This is a genomic window from Streptomyces sp. DT2A-34 (assembly GCF_030499515.1).
GTDB lineage: Bacteria > Actinomycetota > Actinomycetes > Streptomycetales > Streptomycetaceae > Streptomyces.
Window position 1 is genome coordinate 8,642,525 of the sequence record NZ_JASTWJ010000001.1, and the last position, 21,391, is coordinate 8,663,915.

Here is a 21,391-nt window from a genome sequence, read left to right on the forward strand (position 1 = left end):
CTCACCCGAACGTGGCTACGCTCGCCGCCCCACGCCGCCGTCGGTCACAGGGGGACCCATGCCGTCGTACGCCGAACTCAGCGACCTCCTCGACCCCGCGACCACGGTCGTGCTCACCGTCGAGTGCCAGCAGGGCGTCGTCGGACCGGACAGCGCGCTGCCCGAACTCGCCGAGCAGGCCCGCTCCTCGGGAGCCCTGGCCAACGTCGCCCGGCTGGTCGCGGCCGCCCACGAGAGCGGCGTCCAGGTGATCCACGCGATCGCCGAACGCCGCCCCGACGGCCGCGGCGCGGGCCGCAACGCCCGCCTCTTCCGGGCCGCCGAACGGCTCCCCGTCCAGCAGCTGTCCGGCACGGCCGCCGTACGCGTGGCGGCGCCGATCGAGGTCGCCGAGGAGGACTTCGTCGTACGACGGCTGCACGGCCTGTCCCCGATCCAGGGCACCGACGTCGACGCCCTGTTGCGCAACCTCGGCTGCCGCACGCTGATCGTCACCGGAGTCTCGGCCAACGTGGCGATCCCCAACGCCGTCTTCGACGCCGTGAACCGGGGTTACGTCGTGGTCGTGCCGCGGGACGCCATCGCGGGGGCGCCCTCCGACTACACCCCCGCGATGATCCGCCACACCCTCGCATTGGTCGCCACGGTCGCGACCACGGACGAGGTACTGGACGGCTTCAAGCGCCCGCGCCGGGTCAGGCGAGGGTGATCGAGTCGCCCGTCACGCTGATCTGCTTGGCGGCCAGCGGCTCGGTGGCGGGCCCCTTCTTCACGCTGCCGTCCAGGACGGAGAACTGGCTCTTGTGGCAGGCGCAGGTGATCGTGTCGCCCTGCAGGTCCGTCATCGGACAGTTCTGGTGGGTGCAGATCGTCGAGAAGGCCTTGTAGTCACCGGCCGTCGGCTGCGAGACCACCACCTTCTCGTCGCTGAAGACCTTGCCGCCGCCCTCCGGGATGTCGCCGGTCTTCGCGAGCGCCGCACCACCGGCACCGGCCTCGCCGGACGAGCCACTCGCTTCGGTGCTCGCACCGCCACTGGCGGCGCCCTGTTCGGTGGACGAGCCGGACGCGTCGTCGTCCGACCCGCACGCGGTCAGCGCAACGGCGAGCCCCGCCGAGCCGACCGCCGCCACGACGGTACGGCGACTCGGGCCCGACACCGGCTGAACTGATTTGCTGGTCATGCTGAAGTTCCTTCCACGGATTCTTGATCTGGCGAGAGGTACGGTCCTTCGGGACCGGCTGTTCAGACGCAGTCGAAATCTTGACCCGGTCCGGCGAAGAGGTGGGTAAAGCGGAGCTGTCGGTTCACTGTCCGGCGCTGTCGATCCGCTGTCGGCGCAAACCCGCCGTCGCCCGCCCGGGCCGCCCCGTGCCCCGCCTCCGCGCCAGTAACCTGGGGCGATGCTCAAGGAAGTCATCGCGACCCGCTTCATCACGCCCCTGCGTGAGGGCGGCTCGCTGCCGGGGCTCGTCGAGGCCGACGATTTCGGGACGTACGTCATCAAGTTCACCGGTGCCGGACAGGGCCGCAAGACGCTGGTCGCCGAGGTCGTCTGCGGTGAACTCGCCCGCAGGCTGGGCTTCCGGGTGCCCCGCCTGGTGACCGTGGAGCTCGACCCGGTACTGGGGCTCGGCGAACCCGACCAGGAGGTGCAGGGGCTGCTCAAGTCCAGCGGCGGCACCAACCTCGGCATGGACTTCCTCTCCGGCGCGCTCGGCTTCGACCCCCTCGCGTTCGAGGTGAGCCCGGAAGACGCCGGCCGGATCGTCTGGTTCGACGCCCTGGTGAACAACGTCGACCGCTCCTGGCGCAACCCCAACCTGCTGATGTGGCAGGGCGAGTTGTGGCTCATCGACCACGGCGCGACCATGATCTGGCAGCACAACTGGCCCGGGGCACAGGCTTCGGCGGCGCGCCCGTACGACGCCTCCGAGCATGCCCTGGCCTCCTTCGCCCCGGATGTGCGGGCAGCCGCGGCCGAGTTGGCGCCGCTGGTCACCGAGGAACTGCTCGCCGAGGTGACCGCCGAGATCCCCGGCGTGTGGCTGGCGGACGAACCGGGGTTCGAGTCGGCGGACGCGCTCCGGAGGGCGTACACGCAGCCACTGGTCGCACGGGCCGCCGTCATCCACGAACGCATCGAGGGGATCAAGTGAGCGAGCGCACCCTGGGGACCCGTTCCCGCACGCAGGACGTCTTCGAGTACGCGCTGCTGCGGGTCGTCCCGCGCATCGAGCGCGGGGAGTGCCTCAACGCCGGCGTGCTGGTGTACTGCCGCGCCCGGTCCTTCGTCGCCGCCCGGACCCACCTGGACGAGACCAGACTGCGCGCGCTGGACGCCGATGCCGATGTCGCCGGAGTGCGGGCCGCACTCCGGGCCGTCGAGGGCGTCTGCGCGGGCGGCGACGCGGCGGGGCAGGCCGGGGGTGACGACGCCGGCCGGCGCTTTCGCTGGCTGATCGCGCCCCGCTCGACGGTCGTCCAGCCGGGGCCCGTGCACACCGGGCTCACCTCGAATCCGGCGGCCGAGGCGGAGCGGCTGCTCGATCTGTTGGTGAAGTGACAAACCGGGTTACGGATCAGGTAATGGATCACATGCGTGCGGTGGCCGTTGACACCGCGTGCCAGGACTTCTAGCGTCACGTCCATCGAAGGTACTAAGCGGTCGCTCACCCGAGGAGAGTCATCCATGTCCACCACTGAGCAGCGGGTCGCCGTAGTCACCGGCGGAGCGCGCGGCATCGGCGCCGCCACCGCCGTACGCCTGGCCGCCGAGGGCCGCGCGGTCGCCGTGATCGACCTCGACGAGGCCGCCTGCAAGGACACCGTGGAGAAGATCACCGCGGCCGGCGGCAAGGCCATCGCGGTCGGCTGCGACGTCTCCGACGAGGCGCAGGTCGAGGCGGCCGTCGCGCGGATCGCCGAGGAGCTCGGTGCCCCGACGATCCTGGTCAACAACGCGGGTGTGCTCCGTGACAACCTGCTGTTCAAGATGAGCGTCGCCGACTGGGACACCGTCATGAACGTGCACCTGCGCGGCGCCTTCCTGATGTCCAAGGCCTGTCAGAAGCACATGGTGGACGCGGGCTTCGGCCGGATCGTCAACCTCTCCTCGTCCTCCGCGCTCGGCAACCGCGGCCAGGTCAACTACTCCGCCGCCAAGGCCGGTCTCCAGGGCTTCACCAAGACCCTCGCCAAGGAGCTCGGCAAGTTCGGCGTCACCGCCAACGCCGTCGCCCCCGGCTTCATCGCCACCGAGATGACCAAGGCCACCGCCGACCGCGTCGGCATGGGCTTCGAGGACTTCAAGGCCGCCGCCGCCACCCAGATCCCGGTGGCCCGGGTCGGTGAGCCGGAGGACATCGCCAACGCCATCGCCTTCTTCACCGGCGAGGCGGCCGGCTTCGTCTCCGGCCAGGTGCTGTACGTCGCCGGCGGACCGCTCGACTAGGGAACTGGGGACACACGGACATGACTGGACTGCCTGAACTCTCCGGCAAGGTCGCCCTCGTCACGGGCGGCAGCCGCGGCATCGGCTACGGCGTCGCCGAGGCGCTCGTCGCCCGCGGCGACCGCGTCGTCATCACCGGCCGGGGCGAGGACGCCCTCAAGGAGGCCGTCGAGCAGCTCGGCGCCGACCGCGCCGTCTACGTGGCCGGCAAGGCGCACGACGAGGCCCACCAGGCCGTCGCCGTCGAGCGCGCCATGGAGGCCTTCGGCCGCGTCGACTACCTGATCAACAACGCCGGCACGAACCCGGTGTTCGGGCCGCTCGCCGACCTCGACCTGGGTGTCGCGCGCAAGGTCTTCGAGACCAACGTGATCTCGGCGCTGGGCTTCGCTCAGAAGACCTGGCACGCCTGGCAGAAGGACAACGGCGGCGCGATCGTCAACATCGCCTCCGTCGCGGGCATCGCGCCCTCGCCGTTCATCGCCGCCTACGGCGTCAGCAAGGCCGCGATGATCAACCTCACCCAGCAGATGGCGCACGAGTTCGCGCCCAAGGTACGGGTCAACGCGATCGCCCCGGCCGTGGTGAAGACCAAGTTCGCCGAGGCCCTGTACGAGGGCCGGGAGGCGGAGGCCGCCGCGTCCTACCCGCTGGGCCGGCTCGGCGTGCCCTCCGACATCGGCGGCGCCGCCGCGTTCCTCACCTCGGACCAGTCCGACTGGGTCACCGGGCAGACGCTCGTCGTCGACGGCGGCATCTTCCTCAACGCCGGCGTCGGCTGACGCAGGCGACTCAGAAAACAGGACACAGGACACAGGACTCAGGACACGGGCGCTGCTGGACACCAGCGGCGCCCGTGTCGGCGTATCGGGAGATCAACGGCCCTTGACAACGTAGTCACCGCAGAGGTGAGCAAGTGCTCCTGAGACTGGAGGTCCACCGGCCGGAACACTGCGGTATGTTTTGCCGACCCTTGGCATGGCAGATCGAGGAGCGTGCGCGTGTTCAACCGGATCCGACGCCTGCGGCAGGTGGCGGCCATCGCGTCCATATCGTCCCTGGTGGCAGGGTGCGGCGTCCTCTCGTCCGATTCGACGGATGAGGAGGCCGCGATCGTGGTGGGGACGACCGCAGCCCCCAGCACCCTTGATCCCGCCGCGTCCTGGGACAGCTCCTGGGAACTGTTCCGGAACATCTACCAGACGCTGCTGAGCTACCCCTCCGGCGCGAGCGCGCCCGAGCCCGACGCCGCCGAGAGCTGCCAGTTCACCGACAGCTCGCACATGAAGTACAAGTGCGAGCTGCGCGAGGGCCTGAAGTTCTCCGACGGGCACACCCTCGACGCGCAGGCGGTCAAGTACTCGATCGACCGCATCCGGACGATCAACGTCAACGGCGGACCCGCCGGTCTGCTGGGCAGCCTCGAACGGGTTCAGGTGCTCAACGACCGAGAGGTCGTCTTCCACCTCAACAAGGCCGACGCGACCTTCCCGTTCGTGCTCGCCACGCCCGCCATGTCGATCGTCGACCCCGAGGACTACCCGGCCGACAAGCTGCGCGAGGACGACACCACCGTCGTCGGTTCCGGGCCGTACACCCTCGACTCGTACGACGAGGGCCAGCAGGCCGAGCTGGTCAAGTACGAGGGCTACCAGGGGCACGCGGAGCGCAAGAACGACGCGGTGACCATCCGTTACTTCCAGGACTCGCCCACCATGGTCGCCGCGCTGCGCGACAAGGAGCTCGACGTCGCCTTCCGTGGCCTCGCCGCCGACGACATCGTCGACATCCAGGCCGACGATGACGACGAACTCCAGCTGATCGAGGGCTCCGGCACCGAGATCAACTACCTCGTCTTCAACCCCAAGGACCCCATGGCGGGCAAGTCCGCCGTCCGCAGGGCCATCGCCCAGGTCATCGACCGCCCCGCGATCGCCCACAAGGTCTACAAGGACACCGTCGAGCCGCTGTACTCCATGGTCCCCAAGGGCCTGACCGGACACACCACGGGCTTCTTCGACGACTACGGCGAGCCCAGCGAGACCAAGGCCGCCAAGCTCCTCACCGACGCCGGCATCACGACGCCCGTCCCGCTCACGCTCTGGTACACCAGCGACCGCTACGGCTCCGCCACCAAGGCGGAGTTCCAGGAGCTGAAGAGCCAGCTCGAGAAGTCCGGTCTCTTCGAGATCACCCTCAAGAGCCGCCCCTGGAAGACCTACGTCGCGGGCTACCAGAACGGCGAGTACCCGGTGTTCGGGCGTGGCTGGTTCCCCGACTTCCCGGACGCGGACAACTTCATCGCGCCGTTCGTCGGCAAGCAGAACGCGCTCGGTACGCCGTATGTGACGCCCAAGATCACCGAGACGCTGCTGCCCAACTCGCGCTCCCAGAGCGACCGCGCCAACGTGGTCAAGGACTTCGAGGAGGCCCAGCGGATCCTCGTCGAGGACGCGCGACTGCTGCCGCTGTGGCAGGGCCGGCAGTACGTGGCCGCGAGCGCGGAGATCTCGGGCGCGGAGCGGGCGCTGGACCCGTCGACGATCATGATGGTGGGGGAGCTGTACCGCAAGACCAGCTGGTAGCGGCGGGATGTGCGGTGGGCGGGGCGATTGTCAGTGCCCGCCTGTAGGTTCGGAGGCCTGGAAGTGACCGCGCGGCGGTCACCTCCCACCGTTCGCCGCACATCGTAAGGAAGTTGACGTGACCGACATCGCCATGCTGCCCGAGTCCTGGCGCGGGGTTCTGGGTGACGAGCTGCAGCAGCCCTACTTCAAGGAGCTGACGGAGTTCGTCGAGGAGGAGCGGGCGAAGGGTCCCGTCCACCCGCCGCGCGAGGAGGTCTTCGCCGCGCTGGACGCGACGCCGTACGAGCAGGTGAAGGTCCTGATCCTCGGCCAGGACCCGTATCACGGCGAAGGCCAGGGGCACGGCCTGTGCTTCTCGGTCCGCCCCGGAGTGAAGACGCCGCCGTCGCTGCGGAACATCTACAAGGAGATGAAGGAGGAGCTCGGCCTCCCCGTCCCCGACAACGGCTATCTGATGCCCTGGGCCCAGCAGGGCGTCCTGCTGCTCAACGCCGTCCTCACGGTCCGCGGCGGTGAGGCCAACTCGCACAAGGGCAAGGGCTGGGAGAAGTTCACCGACGCGGTGATCCGCGCCGTGGCCCACCGGCCCGACCCGGCGGTGTTCGTGCTGTGGGGCAACTACGCGCAGAAGAAGCTCCCGCTCATCGACGAGACGCGGCACGTCGTGGTCAAGGGGGCGCACCCCTCGCCGCTGTCGGCGAAGAAGTTCTTCGGGTCCCGCCCGTTCACGCAGATCAACGAGGCGGTGGCCCGGCAGGGGCACGAGCCGATCGACTGGCGGATCCCCGACCTGGGCTGACGCGCTCCACCGGGCCGGTCGTTCGCCGGACCGGCCCGGTTCCGTACGGAGCCGCCTGACCGGGATTGCCGGTGCGGGCCGTTAGCGTCGGGAGAGACCAGCCGACGAGGGCCCGGAGGACGCGGTGGCGGAGCAACAGGAGCAGGCGGCGCCGGACGCGGTGCTGACGCGGATCGGGCAGGTCGTCATTCTGCATCACGCCGGGGACCGCGAGGAGGCCCGGCGCCGGTTGCTGGACCTGTGGACCGAGCTGGGCGAGGACGGCGACCCACTGCACCGCTGCACGCTGGCGCACTACCTGGCGGACACACAGGACGACCCCTCGGACGAACTGGCCTGGGATCTGCGGGCGTTGACCGAGGCCGAGGGCGCCGGCGGTGCGCTTGCCGTACGGGCCCTGTATCCCTCGCTGCATCTGAATCTGGCCGCCGACTATGTGAAGCTCGACCGTGCGGAGGCCGCCCGGGTGCATCTGCGCCGGGCGCGGGGAGCCGTGGGGGCGTTGCGGGACGACAGCTACGGGGATGGGGTGCGGGCGGAGCTTCGGCGGTTGGAGGCGTGGCTGGGGGAGGGGCCGTAGCGGCAGCGCACCTCAATGGCCGTACGTCTGCTCGCAGATCCTCGACTCGGGGCTGTCCGCCCTCCAGCCGCCGTACTTCTTGCCCAGCGTGCAGAGGTCCGCGTTCCCTTTCGGGACCTCGTTGCGGACCGACCCGGACATGTCGGGGGTCTCGATGTGCGGCCGTTTCGGGGTGTCGACGGCCGGGCGGTGGGGTTCCCGGTGCTGGGGACGGGGGTGCTGGGGATGCGGACGGGGGTGGGGGTGCGAGCGCGGGGCTGGTGGTCTGTGCGCCTGGGGTGGGGCGGTGGGGGACGCGGGCTGTGCGGCGGACGTCGTGGGGGCCGGGCTGGGGGACGGTCCGGTTTGCGCCAGGGCCTCGCGAGCCGGTGCCTGCACGATCCGAGGGTCCGTCTGCCCGCCCGGCTGCCGCGTCGGCGACTGGGACGGTGCCGTCGGTGGGACGGGCGACGGTGACGGCGGGACCGTCACGCAGCCCGAGAGGGCCGAGACGGCCACGGTGACCAGGAGCGTTGCGGTGGTCGTCGTTCGATGCACCCGCGCAACTCTGCTGGGGCCGGCGGCCGTTGGGACAGCGGACGAGCAGAGGTTGCTCCGCACGGGTGATCTCTGTCCCCGTACGGGCGGCGCGGGCCCCTCGCGGCTGACGTCCTAGTCGCCGGTGGCACCGTCGAGGCGCTCGCGGATCAGGTCGGCGTGGCCGTTGTGGCGGGCGTACTCCTCGATCATGTGGGTGATGATCCAGCGCAGGTTGAACGGTTCCCCCCTGCGGCTCCTGCCCTTGGAGATGTCGTCCAGACCGAAGGCGGCCGCGTTGCGACGGGCGTTGTCGATCTCGGTCTGCCAGGTGGTGCGCGCCTCGTCCCCGGTGTCGGCCTCGGTGAAGTGGAAGTCTCCGTCCGGGTCCTCTTCGCTGCAGTAGAGGACCCCGAGGTCGTCGTCCAGGAGTATCTCGTGGAACCAGAACCGCTCCACCTCCGCCATGTGCCGCATCAGCCCCAGCAGGGTCAGCTCGGACGGCTCCACGGAGGCGGTTTTGAGCTGGGTGTCGGTCAGGCCTTCGCACTTCCAGGCGAGGGTCTGCCGGTGGTAGTCCAGCCAGCCCTCCAGCATGGCGCGCTCGTCGGCGGTGGTGGCGGGCTCATTGCGTTCGATGGTCATCCCCGAATCCTCGCTCAACTCCCCTGAGCCCACCAGGAGTTTTACGGTGCCCTTGAGTGCCAGGAGTTCTGCGGTGCCCACGAGTGCCCAAGTGCGCGGCGTCACCGGCCGAGCATCCCGGCCGGCAACTCGCGCGGCCTGCCGCACCTCCGCCAGGTTCGGCGCCTCGGTGCCGAAGGCCCCGGCCACGCGGCTGAACATCCGCCCGTCCGCCTGTCGGCCCGTCCGCCCGGGCGGACGGGCGGCCCGGGACGGCACGTGCCGGGCCGGGGCCGTCGACGCCACCGCGGTCGCACGGCCCCCGCTTGTGCGTCGCCCCGGTAGGCGACGCCGGGTACGCCGGGCCGCTGGCGCCGGGGCAGTGCGGCAACCGCCATCGAGGACGCCGTCGTGCTCGCTGCCCGCGCCGACGACCTCGCCGCGTACCCGCGGGCCGGCCTGCCGGGTACGACCACCACAGCCCGCCAGGCCGTCAAGGCTGCCCGCCTCAACCTGATGGCCGACCATGCCGGGATCGCCGTAGGGAACACGGTGACCGTCGCCATGTCCCAGGCCGCGCCCTTGCCGTTCCCGAAGGCTTCGCGGGCATCGCCGGCCGGTGGCCCCCGTAGCCGCCGTATGCTGCCGGGAAGGCCACGGCAGGCAACCACCAGAGGAGAACACCCCGTGAAGGTCGGCTGCATCGGACTCGGTGACATCGCGCGGAAGGCCTATCTGCCGGTGCTCGGTGTCCAGCCCGGGGTTGAACTGCATCTGCAGACCCGTACGCCCGCGACGCTCGCCCGGGTCGCCGACAGCCTCCACCTGCCGCCGGAGCGGCGGCACGCGGACCTCGACTCGCTCCTCGCCCAAGGCCTCGACGCCGCCTTCGTGCACGCGCCCACCGTCGCGCACCCGGAGATCGTGACCCGGCTGCTGGAGGCGGGCGTGCCGACGTATGTCGACAAGCCGCTCGCCTACCATCTCGCCGACTCCGAACGGCTGGTGGCGCTCGCCGAGCGGCGGAACGTGAGCCTCGCCGTCGGCTTCAACCGGCGTTACGCCCCCGGCTATGTGCAGTGCGCCGACCATCCGCGCGAGCTGATCCTGATGCAGAAGAACCGGATCGGACTGCCGGAAGAGCCGCGCTCGATGATCCTGGACGACTTCATCCACGTCGTGGACACCCTGCGCTTCCTGGTGCCGGGCCCGGTCGACGACGTGACCGTGCGCGCCCGCGTCGAGGGCGGTCTGCTGCATCACGTCGTGCTGCAGCTCGCCGGGGACGGCTTCACCGCCCTCGGCGTGATGAACCGGCTCAGCGGTTCGGCCGAGGAGATCCTTGAGGTGTCCGGGCAGGACACCAAGCGCCAGGTGCTCAACCTCGCCGAGGTCGTCGACCACAAGGGCCAGCCCACCGTGCGGCGGCGCGGGGACTGGGTGTCGGTGGCCCGGCAGCGCGGCATCGAGCAGGCGGTGCTGGCCTTCCTCGATGCCGTGCGCGCGGGCAAGGTGCTCAGCGCCCGGGACGCGCTGGCGACCCATGAGCTGTGCGAGCGGGTTGTACACGCGGTTCAGGAGCGGGCCGCCTGAACCGCAGCCGCAGGGTCCGTATGCCCTCGCTCGCGCCCCAGAGGGCGACGATCAGCAGCGCCGCCTGCACCGGCCAGTCGCCGAAGCGGACGTACGGTGTGACACCGTCGGCCAGTGGCACCTCGTAGACCGCGCTCGTGCTCGCGTCCGTGCCCAGCCAGGAACCGAGGCGCTGCCCGCTCGGGCCGTACACGGCGGAGACGCCGGTCAGCGTCGCGTGCACCATCGGCCGGCCGGTCTCGGCGGCGCGCAGCGCGGCGAGCGAGGCGTGCTGTTCGGGGGCCCAGCTCTGCTGGAACGTCGAGGTCGCCGACTGGGCGATCAGCACCTGGGCGCCGTTGTCGGCGAGGTTGCGGCTCATGTCGGCGAACGCGGACTCGAAGCAGACCATCGGGCCGATCCGAAGCCCGTGTCCGGCGTCCATCACGACCTGCTCCGTGCCGCGCCTGCGGTCCTCGGCCGCCGCCTCACCCACGGAGGTCGCCCAGCCCAGCATCGAGCGAAGCGGTATGTACTCCCCGAAGGGGACCAGCCGCATCTTGTCGTAGCGGGCGCCGGTCGGGCCGTCCGGGCCCACGAGGATCGAGCTCTTGTAGATGCCGGGCTTGTCGGAGCGCCGTGCGTCCACGTTGACCAGGATGTTCGCCCCCGTCTCGCGGGAGAGCGCGGCGAGGCGCCGGGCGAAGTCGGGCCGGTCGCCGAGGTCGTAGCCGACGCTGCTCTCGCCCCAGACGACCAGGTCGACATCCTGGCCGGCCAGCTCGCGGGTGAGCTGCTCCTCCCGGTCGAACCGGCGGTCGGGGCCGCGGACGCCCTGGATCACGCCCGGCTGTACGACAGCTATCCGGACCCGGTCGTCGACGTCGGGGCGCGGTGACCACACCCACACGGCCGAGGTGGCGACGGCCGTGGCGAGGAGCCCGGCCACCGCGGGCACCCGGCACCTCCGCACCGCCACCAGCACGGCGACCGCGACATTGACGGCCACCACGAGCCAGCTGATCAGCCACACCCCGCCCACCGATGCCAGCCGGAGTGCGGGCTCCACCTGCCACTGGCTGGAGCCCAGCACGCCCCACGGCCCGCCGAGTCCCTGCCAGGAACGGACGAGCTCGATCAGCAGCCAGCCCGACGGCAGGACGGCCAGGGCCGCCGCGACCCGGCCCGGGGACGGCCTCGCGGCGAGGAAACGCCGCACCAGCCAGCCCCAGGGGGCCCACAGCGCGCCGAGCAGGGCGGCGAGGACGAACGTGAACACATGCAGGTTCGGCAGCAGCCAGTGGTGCATGGCCAGCATGAAGCCGAACCCGCCCCACCAGCCGTCGTACAGCGCCCGCTTTCCGGTCGGCGCGGAGCGCAGCAGCGCGATCCACGGGACCAGCGCGACGTACGCGAACCACCACAGCGACGGCTCCGGATAGGCGAGCACGGGCAGCGCACCGGCCGCCGCGGCCGCGGCCGAGCGCCGCCACGGCGAGGCGAGCCAGTGGCTGATCGTCTTCATGCGGTGGCCTCCCTGCCTCGTGGTCCTTCCAGTGTGCTCGCCGGCACTGACAGCGGACAGTGGGACCCCGCTCAGTCGATCATCGCCGACGCGATCCGGTCGGGCAGCCGACGCCACTTCTCCTGCACGACCACCTCGCGCAGCCGCCAGCCGTCGTACGTCCGCAGCAGCCCGAAGGCGTACCGGCCGCCGCACACGAAGTCGGGCGCGGCACAGCCGTCGCCGTGCTCGGCGAACCGCATCGGATTGATGTACTCGGCCTGGACCCGGGCCGTGTCGCCGTCGTCCTGTTCGAGGATCCCGAAGCGCACCCGGCGGTTGACGATGAGATGCTGCCGCATCGAGAAGACCCGCATGCTCTCGGCGAGCCAAACGGCGACCTGTCCGGCGTCCCCCTCTATGCCACCGGCCGAGCGGTAGTCCGCGCGTCCGCCGGGGGCGAACAGGTCCCGGTACGCCGCCCAGTCGCCGTCGTCGACGGCCACGGCATAGTCGGTGATCAGTTCGTCGACCGCGAGCCGGTCCCTCAGGGTCGCGAGTTCCACACGCTGCGTCATCGGCTCAGTGTTGGGCATGAGGTGGTCGGAGCCAAGAGGGCGTGCGGCGATATTCGGTGGATGTCGGCGGGGGCGGGGGGCGAGGCTGTTCCCCGTGAACAACCAGAACAACCAGAACGACCCGAACGACCGGCCCGTGCAGCCGGTCCAGCAGGAACCCAGGTTCCGCATACGCACCCACCACACCGAGTCCACGGTGACCGTCTACCAGGCCTACCGCCCCGAGATCGGCCGGGCAGCCGCCCGTGACGGCCGCTTTCCGTCGTCCTGGAGCCGTGACCGCATGACATGGATCAAGCCGTCGTTCCTCTGGATGATGTACCGCTGCGGCTGGGCCACGAAGGAGAACCAGGAGACCGTCCTCGCCGTCGAGATCAGCCGGGACGGCTTCGCATGGGCGCTGCGCCACGCGTGCCTCTCCCACCACGTCCCCGTCCTGCACGGCGACCAGGGCGCCTGGAAGCGGCAGTTGAGGACGGCACCCGCGCGCGTGCAGTGGGATCCGGAGCGCGATCTGCACCTCAACCCCTTGCCATACCGGTCCCTGCAACTGGGGCTCACCGGCGAGGCGGCCGCCCGGTACGCGGACGAGTGGATCGTCGGCATCGAGGACGTGACACCGCTCGCCACGGAGATCCACGCGCGCGTGCGGGCGGGTGAACTGGACCGTGCGGCCGAGCTGTTGCCACAGGAGCGGCCGTATCCGCTGGAGGACGAGGTCCTCGCGCATCTGCGAGCCTAGAGACGACTACGAGTCCAGACGGCGGCGGATCATCAACTGGGGCCGGCCGCCCCGGAGTCTCGCGCCCCGGAGTCTCGCCGACCCGGTGTTTCGGCGTCAGGCCGCCTCGATGACCTCACCGCGGATGGCGGCCGCCCACTCGACCACCAACAGCTCGTACTCCGCGCGCTCCTGAGCCGACAGGGAGCCGCCCGCGCGCAGCCACAGGGCGCGTATCTCCTCGTTCACCTCGGCAGCAGACCGCACGGAACCAGGGCCTAAGGAATGGGGGGACATGCGGACAAGCCTAGGGGCAAGGACTGACAGTGCGCTACCGGACGGCTACGCACCACGTATGTGATTGGTCACGGGCTTTCGTGCCGCCCGGGTCAGCCCGCTGATTCCGCCGCGTGCGGGCTGAGGGCGCCGGTGGCCACGAGGGCGATGATGACGATGCCGAGCGCGATGCGGTACCAGACGAACGGCATGAAGCTCTTGGTCGAGATGAACTTCATGAACCAGTTCAAGCGTCGAGGTCCTGAGCGGCTTTGACCTGCTGTTTCCACCACTCTTCAAGATCGAATGGGAGAGCAGTGGGAGATGACACTCTCCAGTGCTCTCCCTCGCTGGCCACGAACCGCAGCCACCTGGTTTGCAGCGAATCGGCAATTTCCTGCTCCATGGTCAGGGTAACGTGCGAGTAGAGACCTTCCACGCCGGCGACCTCGTGGCCCATGCGGGTCTCCACGGCGATGCGACTGTGTCGATCTTCGTCCAACCACTCCTTGCCGCCGTGACGAAGCAGGTACAGCCGCTTCCCGGCGTATGCGGTCGCAGGGACCTCCGGAAGGGGGCGGCGGGAGGTGACCAGCTGGGGCTGGCCCAGGCGAACCCTCTCGAACTCCTCGGAGGCCGGTCGACCGCGCGAGACCGGCTGCCAGTAGGAGTAGCTGAAGTTTGCGTTGGCCAGTAGCCCGCCGCCAATGGCCGGGAACAGGTACTCGTGGTCAAGGGTGGCGAGGAGCGCCGTGTGCAGCTCCGCGAGGAATCCGGGGAGGGAGGGATTTCGATGGGATTCGTACTTTGGCGGGAAGAGCTTCACCGGTCCCTTGCCGAACTCGCGTTGGAACTGCCACTGGACGCGCAGCGCGGGCAGTGCCGTTGGCCCGTAGCGCTCCAGGGCTTCTTTCCGCCGTTCAAGGTCGGGGTCTGAGGCCGGCCAGTTCGGGTGGCAGAACTCGCGGCGCAGAGCGTAGAGCTCGGCAGGCCGCATGACCGTGAACGGCATCGTCAGGAAAAAGACATAACCGGCGAAGCCCCAGAAGGTAAGTGCATTGAGGGCAAGCTGGTGCACCTCCTTTATCTGCATGTCCTGCTTCTTCTCCCGGGGCTTCTTCGTGTACTTGCCGCGTCGGGACTTCTTCTTCACCGGTGATTCGGCCCGTAGGCTGTCATCGACCGCATCGTCCATGATCATGCTGAACACCAGCCGGATCTCTCTGGCGTACGCGTCACCGACACCGGGCTGGGCGTCCAGATGGAGACCCCATGCGCGGTAGTCGGGGCCTTGATGTCGCCCACGGAGGTCTCGCCCCAGTAGGGCACGATGTGGTTGCGCAGGATACCGTCGATCGTTCGCCATCGCAGGTGCCCGACGTCCTGCGTCTTGAGCCACTTGGGGCAGTAGGTGGACATGAGGATGCTTCCGTCGCGGCGGCTTATGTAGCGCGCGTTGCGAACGTCGGATTCCCGGTCCAGTCCGTACGCGTAGGCGACCTCCTCGTCGGTGAAGCCACCCTGACTGTCGTACTCGGGCTTCCCGTTCGGCTTGATGCGGCCGGTCTTCCAGCGGACGCGGCAGAAGTTGCCGCGCCACTCGGTGTAGGGCATCAGGTGTCTCTCTTTCTGGGCGGTAGGGGAAGAGTTCGGCAGTTGAATGAGGCAGATGTGTCGCGGGGTGTGGGGCTGCGGGGATCAGGCATGCACCCCTTGGATGCGGCCCGGAGCCTGGCGTGGAACGGCCGGGATACCCCCCATGACTCGGACCGTCCGCAACGGACACACCATCACTTGGTGAGTCAAGAAGCCGCGTTGGGGTGACGTGCAGGTTGCCGGGCATGGGAAAACCCGCCCTGGTCCGGGAGTTTTCTCACGTCAGGGCGGGTCCGGCGGAGCGAGCCGACCTATGCGCTCCTTCATCTGGGAGGAGCAAGTCGGGGTGAGGCTGCCGGTCGCGGCATACCCTTAGGGGTCGCCTCACGCGACGGGCTTGAGGCGGACGGAGGCCGGTGTAGCCGGGCCGCTGCCAGTGGACTTACGTGTAGTGGCTTTGCGACGGCGGGCCTTGGCCAGTGCCGACGGCCGGGCCATCGCACGGTGAATCTCCCGGATTTCGCGGCAGTCCTGGAGGCTGAACCGCAGGAATTTGCCGAAGCGGTGGTGAGGGAAGCCGCGATGGTTGGCCCCATCTCGAAGCCACCTCTCGCCGCAGCCGATGGCGCGGGCCGCTTCCCGTGGGGTGAGCATCACCTCGCCCTGCTCAAGGGCCTGAATGGCTGCCTCGATTATGGCCTTGCGCTCGGCACCGGTGCGGTTTGCCTCCGGACTAGTCATGGCACCTCTCTTCCGTCTCGGGCTGGTTGGGTGCTTCGTCAGCTGGTAGACACCCGGACATGAAGCGAGTGCAGGAACTTGTACGAACTCGTAGACGGCTGGTCCTTGCGTGTCAGCGCGGAGTGCACCTTGAAGCTGCGGCACTGCCGACGCTGTGCTGCAGCGATGATGTCGAGTCGGTTCCTGGTGTGTGTCAAGTCCTCATGGGTGACGCTCCGGTTCGCCTATCAAAGCTCACTCTGAAAGCCTAACGACTGGCGTCTCGACTCGTCAATCAGGATCTTCCGCCCTTCAAGGAAAGTAGCTACTCACTTGCCCAGTCGATCGCTATCGAGCTCTTGTCGAATCCCTTGGCTCTGAATGTCTGTAGCTGGCCATGCACGTGAGCCTCGGTCACATGCTGGTGGGGACGGCGCGCCGGAGTAGACCTTTGGGGTCTATGTGATCGCACCCTGTACGCGTGTTGGTCAGGAGCTGGGGCCGGCTGGCGGCCCGGGCCTAAGCCGCCGGGGCCGGGACGCTCGAAGCTCTGGCCAAGGAGCAGCTCACGCGATTCTGAGGTCGCGGATCCAGCCCCCCGCGCCGGAGCGCCACCTCTTCGCGGTGGCGCCGACCCGGTCGGCAGGCAGGGCAGCGGTCCGGTCGAGCTATACGCAGTCCCGCGGCGGATGCCGTCAGGGAGTCCGGCCGCGCCCATGGCGCAAAGCCCGCAGGAGCCGGCCTGGATAGGTATGTTCAGCCGATGTTCCGGATGGGGACACGGGGCCAAGCTGCTGGGTTCTTCTACAGGTGCACCCGCCTCAAGGCCATGCTCACCACATGGGAAAGCTTTGGCTCACACCCCGGCGGATCGATGAACACTCGTGGCCGGCGCCCGCTGCGGACGTCTGGCACGCCGTCAATTCTGGTACACCGGAGCTCGACGCGGCCCGCTGACTGTGGCCGCCAACCGAACCGTCGTCCTCGCCACAACCCCCGGAGCCGCCCCGTCATCCACCGACGCGACGTCAGCGACATCACCGCCCAGGCCGAACGCGACCTCCTCGCCGCCCACCAGCTCAACTCCCTCGACCTCATCGCCACCGGCACCGAGGCCAAGGTCTACCTCCTCGACGCCGAGCAGGTGCTCAAGGTGTACGCCGACCCCGACGGCACCCAGGCCGCCCGGCTGCAGACCCTGCGCACCTTCTACGACCACCTCGACCGCGACCGGGTGCCCTACGCCCTGCCCGTCATCCACGCGGTCGAGCAGCACGGCCCCCTCCTGGCCACCCGCGAGGCGCTCCTGCCCGGCCGGCCGATGGGCGAGGTCTGCGACCTGACCACCCCCGAGACCGAGGCCCTCTACCTCGACGCCGTCACTGCCCTCGGCGCCCTGCCCCCGCCCGGCGACGCGGGCCCCGCACGCTCCTGGCCGGCCCCGGCACGCCCGGCCCCGACCCCGGCCTCGACTGGCACCCCCTCCTGCGCCGCCTACTCGACACCCGGCTCGAGGCCGTCCACGACATCCTGAGCGCCGACGTCCCCCGCATGGACACCGTCGTCAAGGACCTGCACACCCTGCTCGACAGCGAGTACACCGGGCCCGAGGCCGTCGTCCACGGCGACCTCTACCCCGACAACCTCCTGCTCGCCGGCGGGAGCGTGTCCGCGGTCGTCGACTTCGGCACCTTCACCATGACCGGCGACCCGTTCTACGACGTCGCTGGCGCCTGCATCTACTACCGCTAGTACGAGAACGACCGCCTCACCGTCTGGCGGCGCCTGCACAACCAGGCCGCCGACCGCACCCTCGCCGGCCGCCGCCACCTCCTGCGCGCCTACGCCGAGGTCATCGCGATCCTCACCTGCGACCTGTATCCCGAGAACCACAAGCCGATCCAGGCCACCGGCCACTACCAGTGGGCCGTCACCGTCCTGCGCGACCTGGACTGGAGCAGCTGATTGCCTTCCCGCCGCGCCTCGACGCCGCAGCCGGTACCTGGCTCCCGTCCGAGCAGTACATCGAGGCCCTGCCCCGATTTCGGCCGAAGTGGCTCGGGGCGATGGCGCTCGCCCGTAGCGTGAGGCGGCATGACTGTGCTGATCATCGGCGGCAACGGCTTCCTGGGCGCCGAGCTAGTACGCCAGGCGGTGTCCGCGGGCCTGCACCCGGTCGCCACGTTCCATTCCCGCCCCGGCGGCCACGACGGGGCGACCTGGCATCACCTCGACCTTCGCGACGCCCTCCGCCTGGAGGAAGTCCTCGACACGGTGGCTCCGGTCGTGGTGATCAACGCGACGAGTGGCGGAGCGGACTGGGCGGTCACCGCTGAAGGCGGGATCCGCATTGCCCAAGCCGCGGCCGGCCGCGGCATCCGCCTGGTGCACGTCTCCAGCGACGCAGTCTTCTCCGGGACGGGCCGCCACTGCTATGACGAGTCCTGCCTTCCGGACCCCCTTACCCCCTACGGGGCCGCGAAGGCAGCCGCCGAGACCGCCGTACGCCTCCTGTGCCCCGACACGGCGGCCGTCGCCCGTACTTCCCTGATCATCGGCAACGGTCGGTCCGAGCACGAGCGGCTGGTGCACGCGCTGGCCGACGGCACCCGGCAGGGCGCCTTGTTCACCGACGACATCCGTTGCCCTGTCCACGTGACAGACCTGGCTGCCGCTCTGTGGGAGATCACCCGGTCCGACGCCGTTGGCGTGTTCCACCTCGCTGGGCCGGACGCCCTCAGCCGTTACGAGCTAGGCGAGCTCATCGCCCGCCGCGACGGGCTCGACCCCGCCCGGCTGCCCCCCCGCACGCCGCTCCGATACGGGACTGCCCGGCGGGCTCGACGTACGACTCGACAGCCGCACCACCCAGCAGATGCTGCGCACCCGGCTCCGCGGCGCCCGCGAGTTCCTGAGCGGGAACAGCCCGGAGCTGACCTGACCGATGCCCACCACCGTGCCCCTATTGAGGGCGAAACGCGCCGCCCCGTGACAAGCCGTGGGGCAGACTCTCCATGACCGTTCGCGAAGGGGGAGATGGTCCGATGCGGCCCAGCCAGCAGATGCGCGATCTCGGCATCGTTCAGTACGGCGCGCCTGTCCTGCGTGACCCTGCCCGCCCCTTCGCACTCCCCGACGAGCGGGAAACCATCGACACCGTCGTCGTTCAGCTCCTTGACGTTATGGAGCGCATCCGTCGCACGCACGACTTCTCTGGCAAGGGCCTGGGCCTGGCTGCCCCGCAGATCGGCATCGGCCGGTCGGTAGCCGTCGTCCAGCCTCCTGGATCCGACCCGATCGTTCTGCTCAACCCCCGTGTCACCGGCGCCTCTGAAGACGTGGACGAGAGGTTCGAAGGGTGCCTGTCGTTCTTCGACGTACGGGCACAGGTTCCCCGACCCCTGCGGATCACGGTGGAAACGATGACAGCAGCGGGCAGTATCGAGAAGGCCGTCTACGAGCGGGGTGATGCGCGGCTCATCGCGCACGAAATTGATCACCTCGACGGACTTCTGCTGATGGACCGGATGCGGCCCGGTGTGAGGCCGGTCCCGGTCGAGGAGTACCGCAGGACGGCCGAGGCCACTGGCCGGCCCTGGTCGTACGAGTAGAAGGAGGCGGGGCCGACCGTGGACGGGCGGGACATCCTCGCGGTGCTCCCCCAGCGGCCGCTGGGGGAGCACCGCGATCCGACGAGACACCAAGAAGCTCTGGCGGGTCAGGCGCGCGGGCGTTCTCAGAAGGCCGTGCGGATGTCGCTGCGCGGGTCCCCGGCTACCAGTCGGTCCTCGTAGAGCCCTTCCTGCGCCCGGCGGCGCCAAGGCCTGGCGTACCGAACGGCCACGTCGATGTCCGGGTCGGCCGAGTCGAGGTCGATGTCCGCGACCGCCAGAGCGGGTTGCCCGTCGGCGGGGCACTGCGCCAGCCACCTGCCGCCGGGCGCCACGATCCCGGACGGCACCGTGGCGCTGAACTGCGCCGGCACGGCGTAGCCCACCCAGTAGCAGTACAGCGTCCCGTAGGCCTGGGCGACGCGCGCCCTCGGAGCGTCGTCGACCATCACGGAGAGCAGGACGCAGTCGACGCCCAGGCGCTCGTACTCGGCGAAGAGCGGCGGGAAGTTCGCCTCCACGCACAGCGCGCAGCCGATTCGGACGCCGTCTACCTCGAAGACCAGCGGCTCGCGGCCCGGGGTGTACAGGTAGGAGACCCCGGTATGCGACAGGAACCGCTTGTCGTACCTGGCGACCAGCTCGCCGCGGTCGGAGACGACGAAGAGGCTGTTGTGGGGCCTGTTCGGAGGCGTGAGGGGGTGGAGCGAACCGAACGCCGTCCACAGCCGTAGTTCTCCAGCCAGCGCGGCGATTGCCTCGGCCTCCTCATGCAGGACGTCCCAGGCGGCACGGCTCCAGTCGGCCGGGACCAGCTTCCCGTCAGGTCCAGCCGCCATCACGTGCTTGCTCGGGTAGGTGATCGCCCCCTCAGGGAACTGCACCAGCTGCGCCCCCGCCCCGGCGGCCTCGGCCATCAGGGCCCGGATCTCCTGCCCAGCCGCCCGCAGCGCGCCGCGGTCTGTGGGGTCCTCCGGCACGGTGCTCTGCGCGACAGCCAGCCGCAATGTCCTCGCCATGGCTCACACCTCCTCGATGCGACTGCTCTGGGGGAGGAACTTCGCGGACTTCTGGGCGAGAACGTCGGCCAGGAACGCGGGTGCCTCGTCGCCGAGCATCCGATGCAGCGTGACCAGGCTGGTGATCGCGGTGTCGGCTACCTCTTCCTGAACGTGTCGCCACGTGTGGCTTTGTCCCTTCCGGGGGTTGGTGCCCCAGGCGCCGACCACGGCCTGCGCGGACTCGCCGACCTCCTCGGTGAGCTTGAGGACCTGCAGCGTCCACTGCTGCTCTGGGGTCATCCCGCGTTCTAAGTCCAGGCCGGTGAAGAGGGCGGCAAGCTGGCCGATCACGTCCCACAGCGGTGGGTTCGACGGGTGTGCTGTCAACGGGCGCTCCTTGAGGGTTGGCGAAGGGGGTGGGTGTCGGCGTTGTCGGACGATGAAGGGAGTCAGGGCGTCAGATCCCGTTGCAGCCCGGGCGCGGGCTTGGTGTCCAGGCGCGTGAACCACTCGGTGGCGAGGATCCGGTGCCGGGCGTCGGCAGTGAGGCCGGACCGAAGAGCTGGCAGGGGGCGCTGGCTCTCGACCTGGCTTCGGTGAGCGAGGATCGCCCGCCACTTCGTCTGCACCCAGGGACCCACATCGACGGTCGCGGTCACCTGTTCATCGGGGGCGCTGTGGATCGTCTTGCCGACACGCTGGAGAAGGCTGCCGAGGTCGTCGATGCCCCATTCCGGGTGCGTGGCCACGTACAGGGCGCTGGGCTGCCAGGGGGCGCCGGCGTGCGGGTAGAGGTGGCGGAGCCCGGCGGCGTGTACGGCGAGCAGGGTCACGCGGTGGGTGTGGATGTGGTCGGGGTGACCGGTGAGCTGCCCGTACGCGTCGTGCGTGACGACGATGTCCGGCCGCAGCTCGCGAATGTGTCTGACGAGCACGTCGACCACGTCATCGAGGGGGGCGTCGCACAGGCGGGGCATGCCGGAAGCGGACTGGGGGACCCGGGCGTCGGCGTAGCCGAGCATCCGGGGCTTCCCAGCCCCCAGGACCGCAAGCGCGTCCGCGAGCTCAGCGGCTCGGCGGGTGTCGGGGGCCCAGGTGGCCGTGACCACGGCGGTCGCGGCGCCCGCGGCGGCGTGCTGCGCGAGGACGCCGCCGGCCAGGAGAGATTCGTCGTCGGGGTGGGCGAAGACCCCCAGAAGGGACGGGCGGGACACATCTGTAGGGGGCGGAGTCACGATGGTGCCTTCCTG

The 21,391-nt window shown here is 69.8% G+C and carries 26 protein-coding genes and 1 pseudogene; 14 read left to right on the top strand and 13 right to left on the bottom strand.

What is annotated here, in order from left to right; translation table 11 throughout:
• Nucleotides 1-58 precede the first annotated feature (58 nt).
• Complete coding sequence (locus QQM39_RS38620) at nt 59-709, top strand: cysteine hydrolase (protein ID WP_302002263.1); 651 nt, start codon at nt 59-61, stop codon at nt 707-709.
• Here QQM39_RS38620 and QQM39_RS38625 read toward each other — a convergent pair.
• Complete coding sequence (locus QQM39_RS38625; RefSeq protein ID WP_302002264.1) at nt 696-1,184, bottom strand: Rieske (2Fe-2S) protein; 489 nt, start codon at nt 1,182-1,184, stop codon at nt 696-698. The genes QQM39_RS38620 and QQM39_RS38625 overlap by 14 nt on opposite strands.
• A gap of 220 nt (nt 1,185-1,404) precedes the next feature.
• Here QQM39_RS38625 and QQM39_RS38630 point away from each other — a divergent pair, with 220 nt between their 5' ends.
• From QQM39_RS38630 to QQM39_RS38660, 7 genes are all read left to right on the top strand, one after another.
• Entirely contained in the window at nt 1,405-2,160 is a 756-nt protein-coding gene (locus QQM39_RS38630; RefSeq protein WP_302002265.1) for a HipA family kinase, read from the top strand.
• Complete coding sequence (locus QQM39_RS38635) at nt 2,157-2,567, top strand: DUF3037 domain-containing protein (RefSeq protein ID WP_302002266.1); 411 nt, start codon at nt 2,157-2,159, stop codon at nt 2,565-2,567. Before QQM39_RS38630 ends, QQM39_RS38635 begins: the two co-directional genes overlap by 4 nt.
• A gap of 126 nt (nt 2,568-2,693) precedes the next feature.
• Complete coding sequence (gene fabG, locus QQM39_RS38640; protein ID WP_048586257.1) at nt 2,694-3,455, top strand: 3-oxoacyl-ACP reductase FabG; 762 nt, start codon at nt 2,694-2,696, stop codon at nt 3,453-3,455.
• Nucleotides 3,456-3,475: 20 nt separating this feature from the next.
• A complete protein-coding gene (locus QQM39_RS38645; RefSeq protein ID WP_302002267.1) occupies nt 3,476-4,237 on the top strand; it encodes an SDR family oxidoreductase in 762 nt (253 codons plus the stop codon).
• Nucleotides 4,238-4,456: 219 nt separating this feature from the next.
• A complete protein-coding gene (locus tag QQM39_RS38650; protein WP_302002268.1) occupies nt 4,457-6,040 on the top strand; it encodes an ABC transporter substrate-binding protein in 1,584 nt (527 codons plus the stop codon).
• A 118-nt stretch (nt 6,041-6,158) separates the two neighbouring features.
• Nucleotides 6,159-6,842: a uracil-DNA glycosylase gene (locus tag QQM39_RS38655; RefSeq protein ID WP_302002269.1), complete on the top strand. Its 684-nt coding sequence runs from the start codon at nt 6,159-6,161 to the stop codon at nt 6,840-6,842.
• A 124-nt stretch (nt 6,843-6,966) separates the two neighbouring features.
• Nucleotides 6,967-7,422, top strand: coding sequence for a hypothetical protein (locus QQM39_RS38660; protein WP_302002270.1), 456 nt, complete (start codon nt 6,967-6,969; stop codon nt 7,420-7,422).
• 12 nt (nt 7,423-7,434) lie between these two features.
• Here QQM39_RS38660 and QQM39_RS38665 read toward each other — a convergent pair whose 3' ends face one another.
• Both QQM39_RS38665 and QQM39_RS38670 read right to left on the bottom strand, forming a co-directional pair.
• The gene (locus tag QQM39_RS38665) at nt 7,435-7,800 is read right to left on the bottom strand and encodes a hypothetical protein (RefSeq protein ID WP_367669572.1); all 366 of its coding nucleotides are present in this window, start codon (nt 7,798-7,800) and stop codon (nt 7,435-7,437) included.
• 273 nt (nt 7,801-8,073) lie between these two features.
• The gene (locus QQM39_RS38670; protein ID WP_302003878.1) at nt 8,074-8,583 is read right to left on the bottom strand and encodes a DinB family protein; all 510 of its coding nucleotides are present in this window, start codon (nt 8,581-8,583) and stop codon (nt 8,074-8,076) included.
• A gap of 666 nt (nt 8,584-9,249) precedes the next feature.
• Between QQM39_RS38670 and QQM39_RS38675 the strand changes: the two genes are divergently transcribed.
• A complete protein-coding gene (locus QQM39_RS38675; protein WP_302003879.1) occupies nt 9,250-10,155 on the top strand; it encodes a Gfo/Idh/MocA family protein in 906 nt (301 codons plus the stop codon).
• Here the strand turns inward: QQM39_RS38675 and lnt are convergent.
• Both lnt and QQM39_RS38685 read right to left on the bottom strand, forming a co-directional pair.
• The gene (gene lnt, locus QQM39_RS38680) at nt 10,079-11,659 is read right to left on the bottom strand and encodes an apolipoprotein N-acyltransferase (protein ID WP_302002272.1); all 1,581 of its coding nucleotides are present in this window, start codon (nt 11,657-11,659) and stop codon (nt 10,079-10,081) included. The genes QQM39_RS38675 and lnt overlap by 77 nt on opposite strands.
• 71 nt (nt 11,660-11,730) lie before the next feature.
• The gene (locus QQM39_RS38685) at nt 11,731-12,216 is read right to left on the bottom strand and encodes a nuclear transport factor 2 family protein (protein WP_302002273.1); all 486 of its coding nucleotides are present in this window, start codon (nt 12,214-12,216) and stop codon (nt 11,731-11,733) included.
• A 136-nt stretch (nt 12,217-12,352) separates the two neighbouring features.
• On the opposite strand from QQM39_RS38685, the gene QQM39_RS38690 reads away from it, so the two are divergent.
• A complete protein-coding gene (locus QQM39_RS38690) occupies nt 12,353-12,958 on the top strand; it encodes a DUF4291 domain-containing protein (protein ID WP_302003880.1) in 606 nt (201 codons plus the stop codon).
• A gap of 96 nt (nt 12,959-13,054) precedes the next feature.
• Here QQM39_RS38690 and QQM39_RS38695 read toward each other — a convergent pair whose 3' ends face one another.
• The 5 genes from QQM39_RS38695 to QQM39_RS38715 form a co-directional block, all read right to left on the bottom strand.
• A complete protein-coding gene (locus tag QQM39_RS38695; RefSeq protein WP_078504336.1) occupies nt 13,055-13,234 on the bottom strand; it encodes a hypothetical protein in 180 nt (59 codons plus the stop codon).
• 92 nt (nt 13,235-13,326) lie between these two features.
• Entirely contained in the window at nt 13,327-13,464 is a 138-nt protein-coding gene (locus QQM39_RS38700) for a UDP pyrophosphate phosphatase (protein WP_302002274.1), read from the bottom strand.
• Nucleotides 13,461-14,414: an integrase gene (locus QQM39_RS38705; RefSeq protein ID WP_302002275.1), complete on the bottom strand. Its 954-nt coding sequence runs from the start codon at nt 14,412-14,414 to the stop codon at nt 13,461-13,463. The genes QQM39_RS38700 and QQM39_RS38705 overlap by 4 nt, the downstream gene beginning before the upstream one ends.
• Nucleotides 14,411-14,827, bottom strand: a complete 417-nt coding sequence (locus QQM39_RS38710; protein ID WP_302002276.1) for a hypothetical protein — start codon at nt 14,825-14,827, stop codon at nt 14,411-14,413. The genes QQM39_RS38705 and QQM39_RS38710 overlap by 4 nt, the downstream gene beginning before the upstream one ends.
• A gap of 366 nt (nt 14,828-15,193) precedes the next feature.
• Nucleotides 15,194-15,550, bottom strand: coding sequence for a hypothetical protein (locus QQM39_RS38715; RefSeq protein ID WP_302002277.1), 357 nt, complete (start codon nt 15,548-15,550; stop codon nt 15,194-15,196).
• An 853-nt stretch (nt 15,551-16,403) separates the two neighbouring features.
• Between QQM39_RS38715 and QQM39_RS38720 the strand changes: the two genes are divergently transcribed.
• The 4 genes and pseudogenes from QQM39_RS38720 to QQM39_RS38735 all read left to right on the top strand — a co-directional run bounded on the left by QQM39_RS38720 (nt 16,404) and on the right by QQM39_RS38735 (nt 19,140).
• The gene (locus tag QQM39_RS38720; protein WP_302002278.1) at nt 16,404-17,063 is read left to right on the top strand and encodes a hypothetical protein; all 660 of its coding nucleotides are present in this window, start codon (nt 16,404-16,406) and stop codon (nt 17,061-17,063) included.
• Nucleotides 17,015-17,281: a phosphotransferase gene (locus QQM39_RS38725; protein ID WP_367669707.1), complete on the top strand. Its 267-nt coding sequence runs from the start codon at nt 17,015-17,017 to the stop codon at nt 17,279-17,281. Before QQM39_RS38720 ends, QQM39_RS38725 begins: the two co-directional genes overlap by 49 nt.
• A 342-nt stretch (nt 17,282-17,623) precedes the next feature.
• Nucleotides 17,624-18,470, top strand: a pseudogene (locus tag QQM39_RS38730) (NAD(P)-dependent oxidoreductase).
• Nucleotides 18,471-18,573: 103 nt separating this feature from the next.
• Nucleotides 18,574-19,140, top strand: coding sequence for a peptide deformylase (locus tag QQM39_RS38735; protein ID WP_302002280.1), 567 nt, complete (start codon nt 18,574-18,576; stop codon nt 19,138-19,140).
• A 125-nt stretch (nt 19,141-19,265) separates the two neighbouring features.
• On the opposite strand, the gene QQM39_RS38740 is transcribed toward QQM39_RS38735, so the two are convergent.
• The 3 genes from QQM39_RS38740 to QQM39_RS38750 all read right to left on the bottom strand — a co-directional run bounded on the left by QQM39_RS38740 (nt 19,266) and on the right by QQM39_RS38750 (nt 21,355).
• The gene (locus QQM39_RS38740; RefSeq protein ID WP_302002281.1) at nt 19,266-20,159 is read right to left on the bottom strand and encodes a carbon-nitrogen hydrolase family protein; all 894 of its coding nucleotides are present in this window, start codon (nt 20,157-20,159) and stop codon (nt 19,266-19,268) included.
• Nucleotides 20,160-20,162: 3 nt separating this feature from the next.
• Nucleotides 20,163-20,528 carry a MazG-like family protein gene (locus QQM39_RS38745; RefSeq protein ID WP_302002282.1) on the bottom strand — a complete coding sequence of 122 codons (366 nt, stop codon included), beginning with the start codon at nt 20,526-20,528 and terminating at the stop codon, nt 20,163-20,165.
• 62 nt (nt 20,529-20,590) lie between these two features.
• Nucleotides 20,591-21,355 carry a PIG-L deacetylase family protein gene (locus QQM39_RS38750; RefSeq protein ID WP_367669708.1) on the bottom strand — a complete coding sequence of 255 codons (765 nt, stop codon included), beginning with the start codon at nt 21,353-21,355 and terminating at the stop codon, nt 20,591-20,593.
• Between the last annotated feature and the right edge of the window lie 36 nt (nt 21,356-21,391).

Bases quoted from the DNA above. Each gene is read 5' to 3' on its own strand.
- QQM39_RS38620 (WP_302002263.1), top strand. From the start codon at position 59: ATGCCGTCGTACGCCGAACTCAGCGACCTCCTCGACCCCGCGACCACG.
- QQM39_RS38625 (WP_302002264.1), bottom strand. From the start codon at position 1,184: ATGACCAGCAAATCAGTTCAGCCGGTGTCGGGCCCGAGTCGCCGTACC.
- QQM39_RS38630 (WP_302002265.1), top strand. From the start codon at position 1,405: ATGCTCAAGGAAGTCATCGCGACCCGCTTCATCACGCCCCTGCGTGAG.
- fabG (WP_048586257.1), top strand. From the start codon at position 2,694: ATGTCCACCACTGAGCAGCGGGTCGCCGTAGTCACCGGCGGAGCGCGC.
- QQM39_RS38645 (WP_302002267.1), top strand. From the start codon at position 3,476: ATGACTGGACTGCCTGAACTCTCCGGCAAGGTCGCCCTCGTCACGGGC.
- QQM39_RS38670 (WP_302003878.1), bottom strand. From the start codon at position 8,583: ATGACCATCGAACGCAATGAGCCCGCCACCACCGCCGACGAGCGCGCC.
- lnt (WP_302002272.1), bottom strand. From the start codon at position 11,659: ATGAAGACGATCAGCCACTGGCTCGCCTCGCCGTGGCGGCGCTCGGCC.
- QQM39_RS38685 (WP_302002273.1), bottom strand. From the start codon at position 12,216: ATGACGCAGCGTGTGGAACTCGCGACCCTGAGGGACCGGCTCGCGGTC.
- QQM39_RS38695 (WP_078504336.1), bottom strand. From the start codon at position 13,234: ATGTCCCCCCATTCCTTAGGCCCTGGTTCCGTGCGGTCTGCTGCCGAG.
- QQM39_RS38705 (WP_302002275.1), bottom strand. From the start codon at position 14,414: ATGATCATGGACGATGCGGTCGATGACAGCCTACGGGCCGAATCACCG.
- QQM39_RS38710 (WP_302002276.1), bottom strand. From the start codon at position 14,827: ATGCCCTACACCGAGTGGCGCGGCAACTTCTGCCGCGTCCGCTGGAAG.
- QQM39_RS38715 (WP_302002277.1), bottom strand. From the start codon at position 15,550: ATGACTAGTCCGGAGGCAAACCGCACCGGTGCCGAGCGCAAGGCCATA.
- QQM39_RS38720 (WP_302002278.1), top strand. From the start codon at position 16,404: ATGAACACTCGTGGCCGGCGCCCGCTGCGGACGTCTGGCACGCCGTCA.
- QQM39_RS38735 (WP_302002280.1), top strand. From the start codon at position 18,574: ATGCGGCCCAGCCAGCAGATGCGCGATCTCGGCATCGTTCAGTACGGC.
- QQM39_RS38740 (WP_302002281.1), bottom strand. From the start codon at position 20,159: ATGGCGAGGACATTGCGGCTGGCTGTCGCGCAGAGCACCGTGCCGGAG.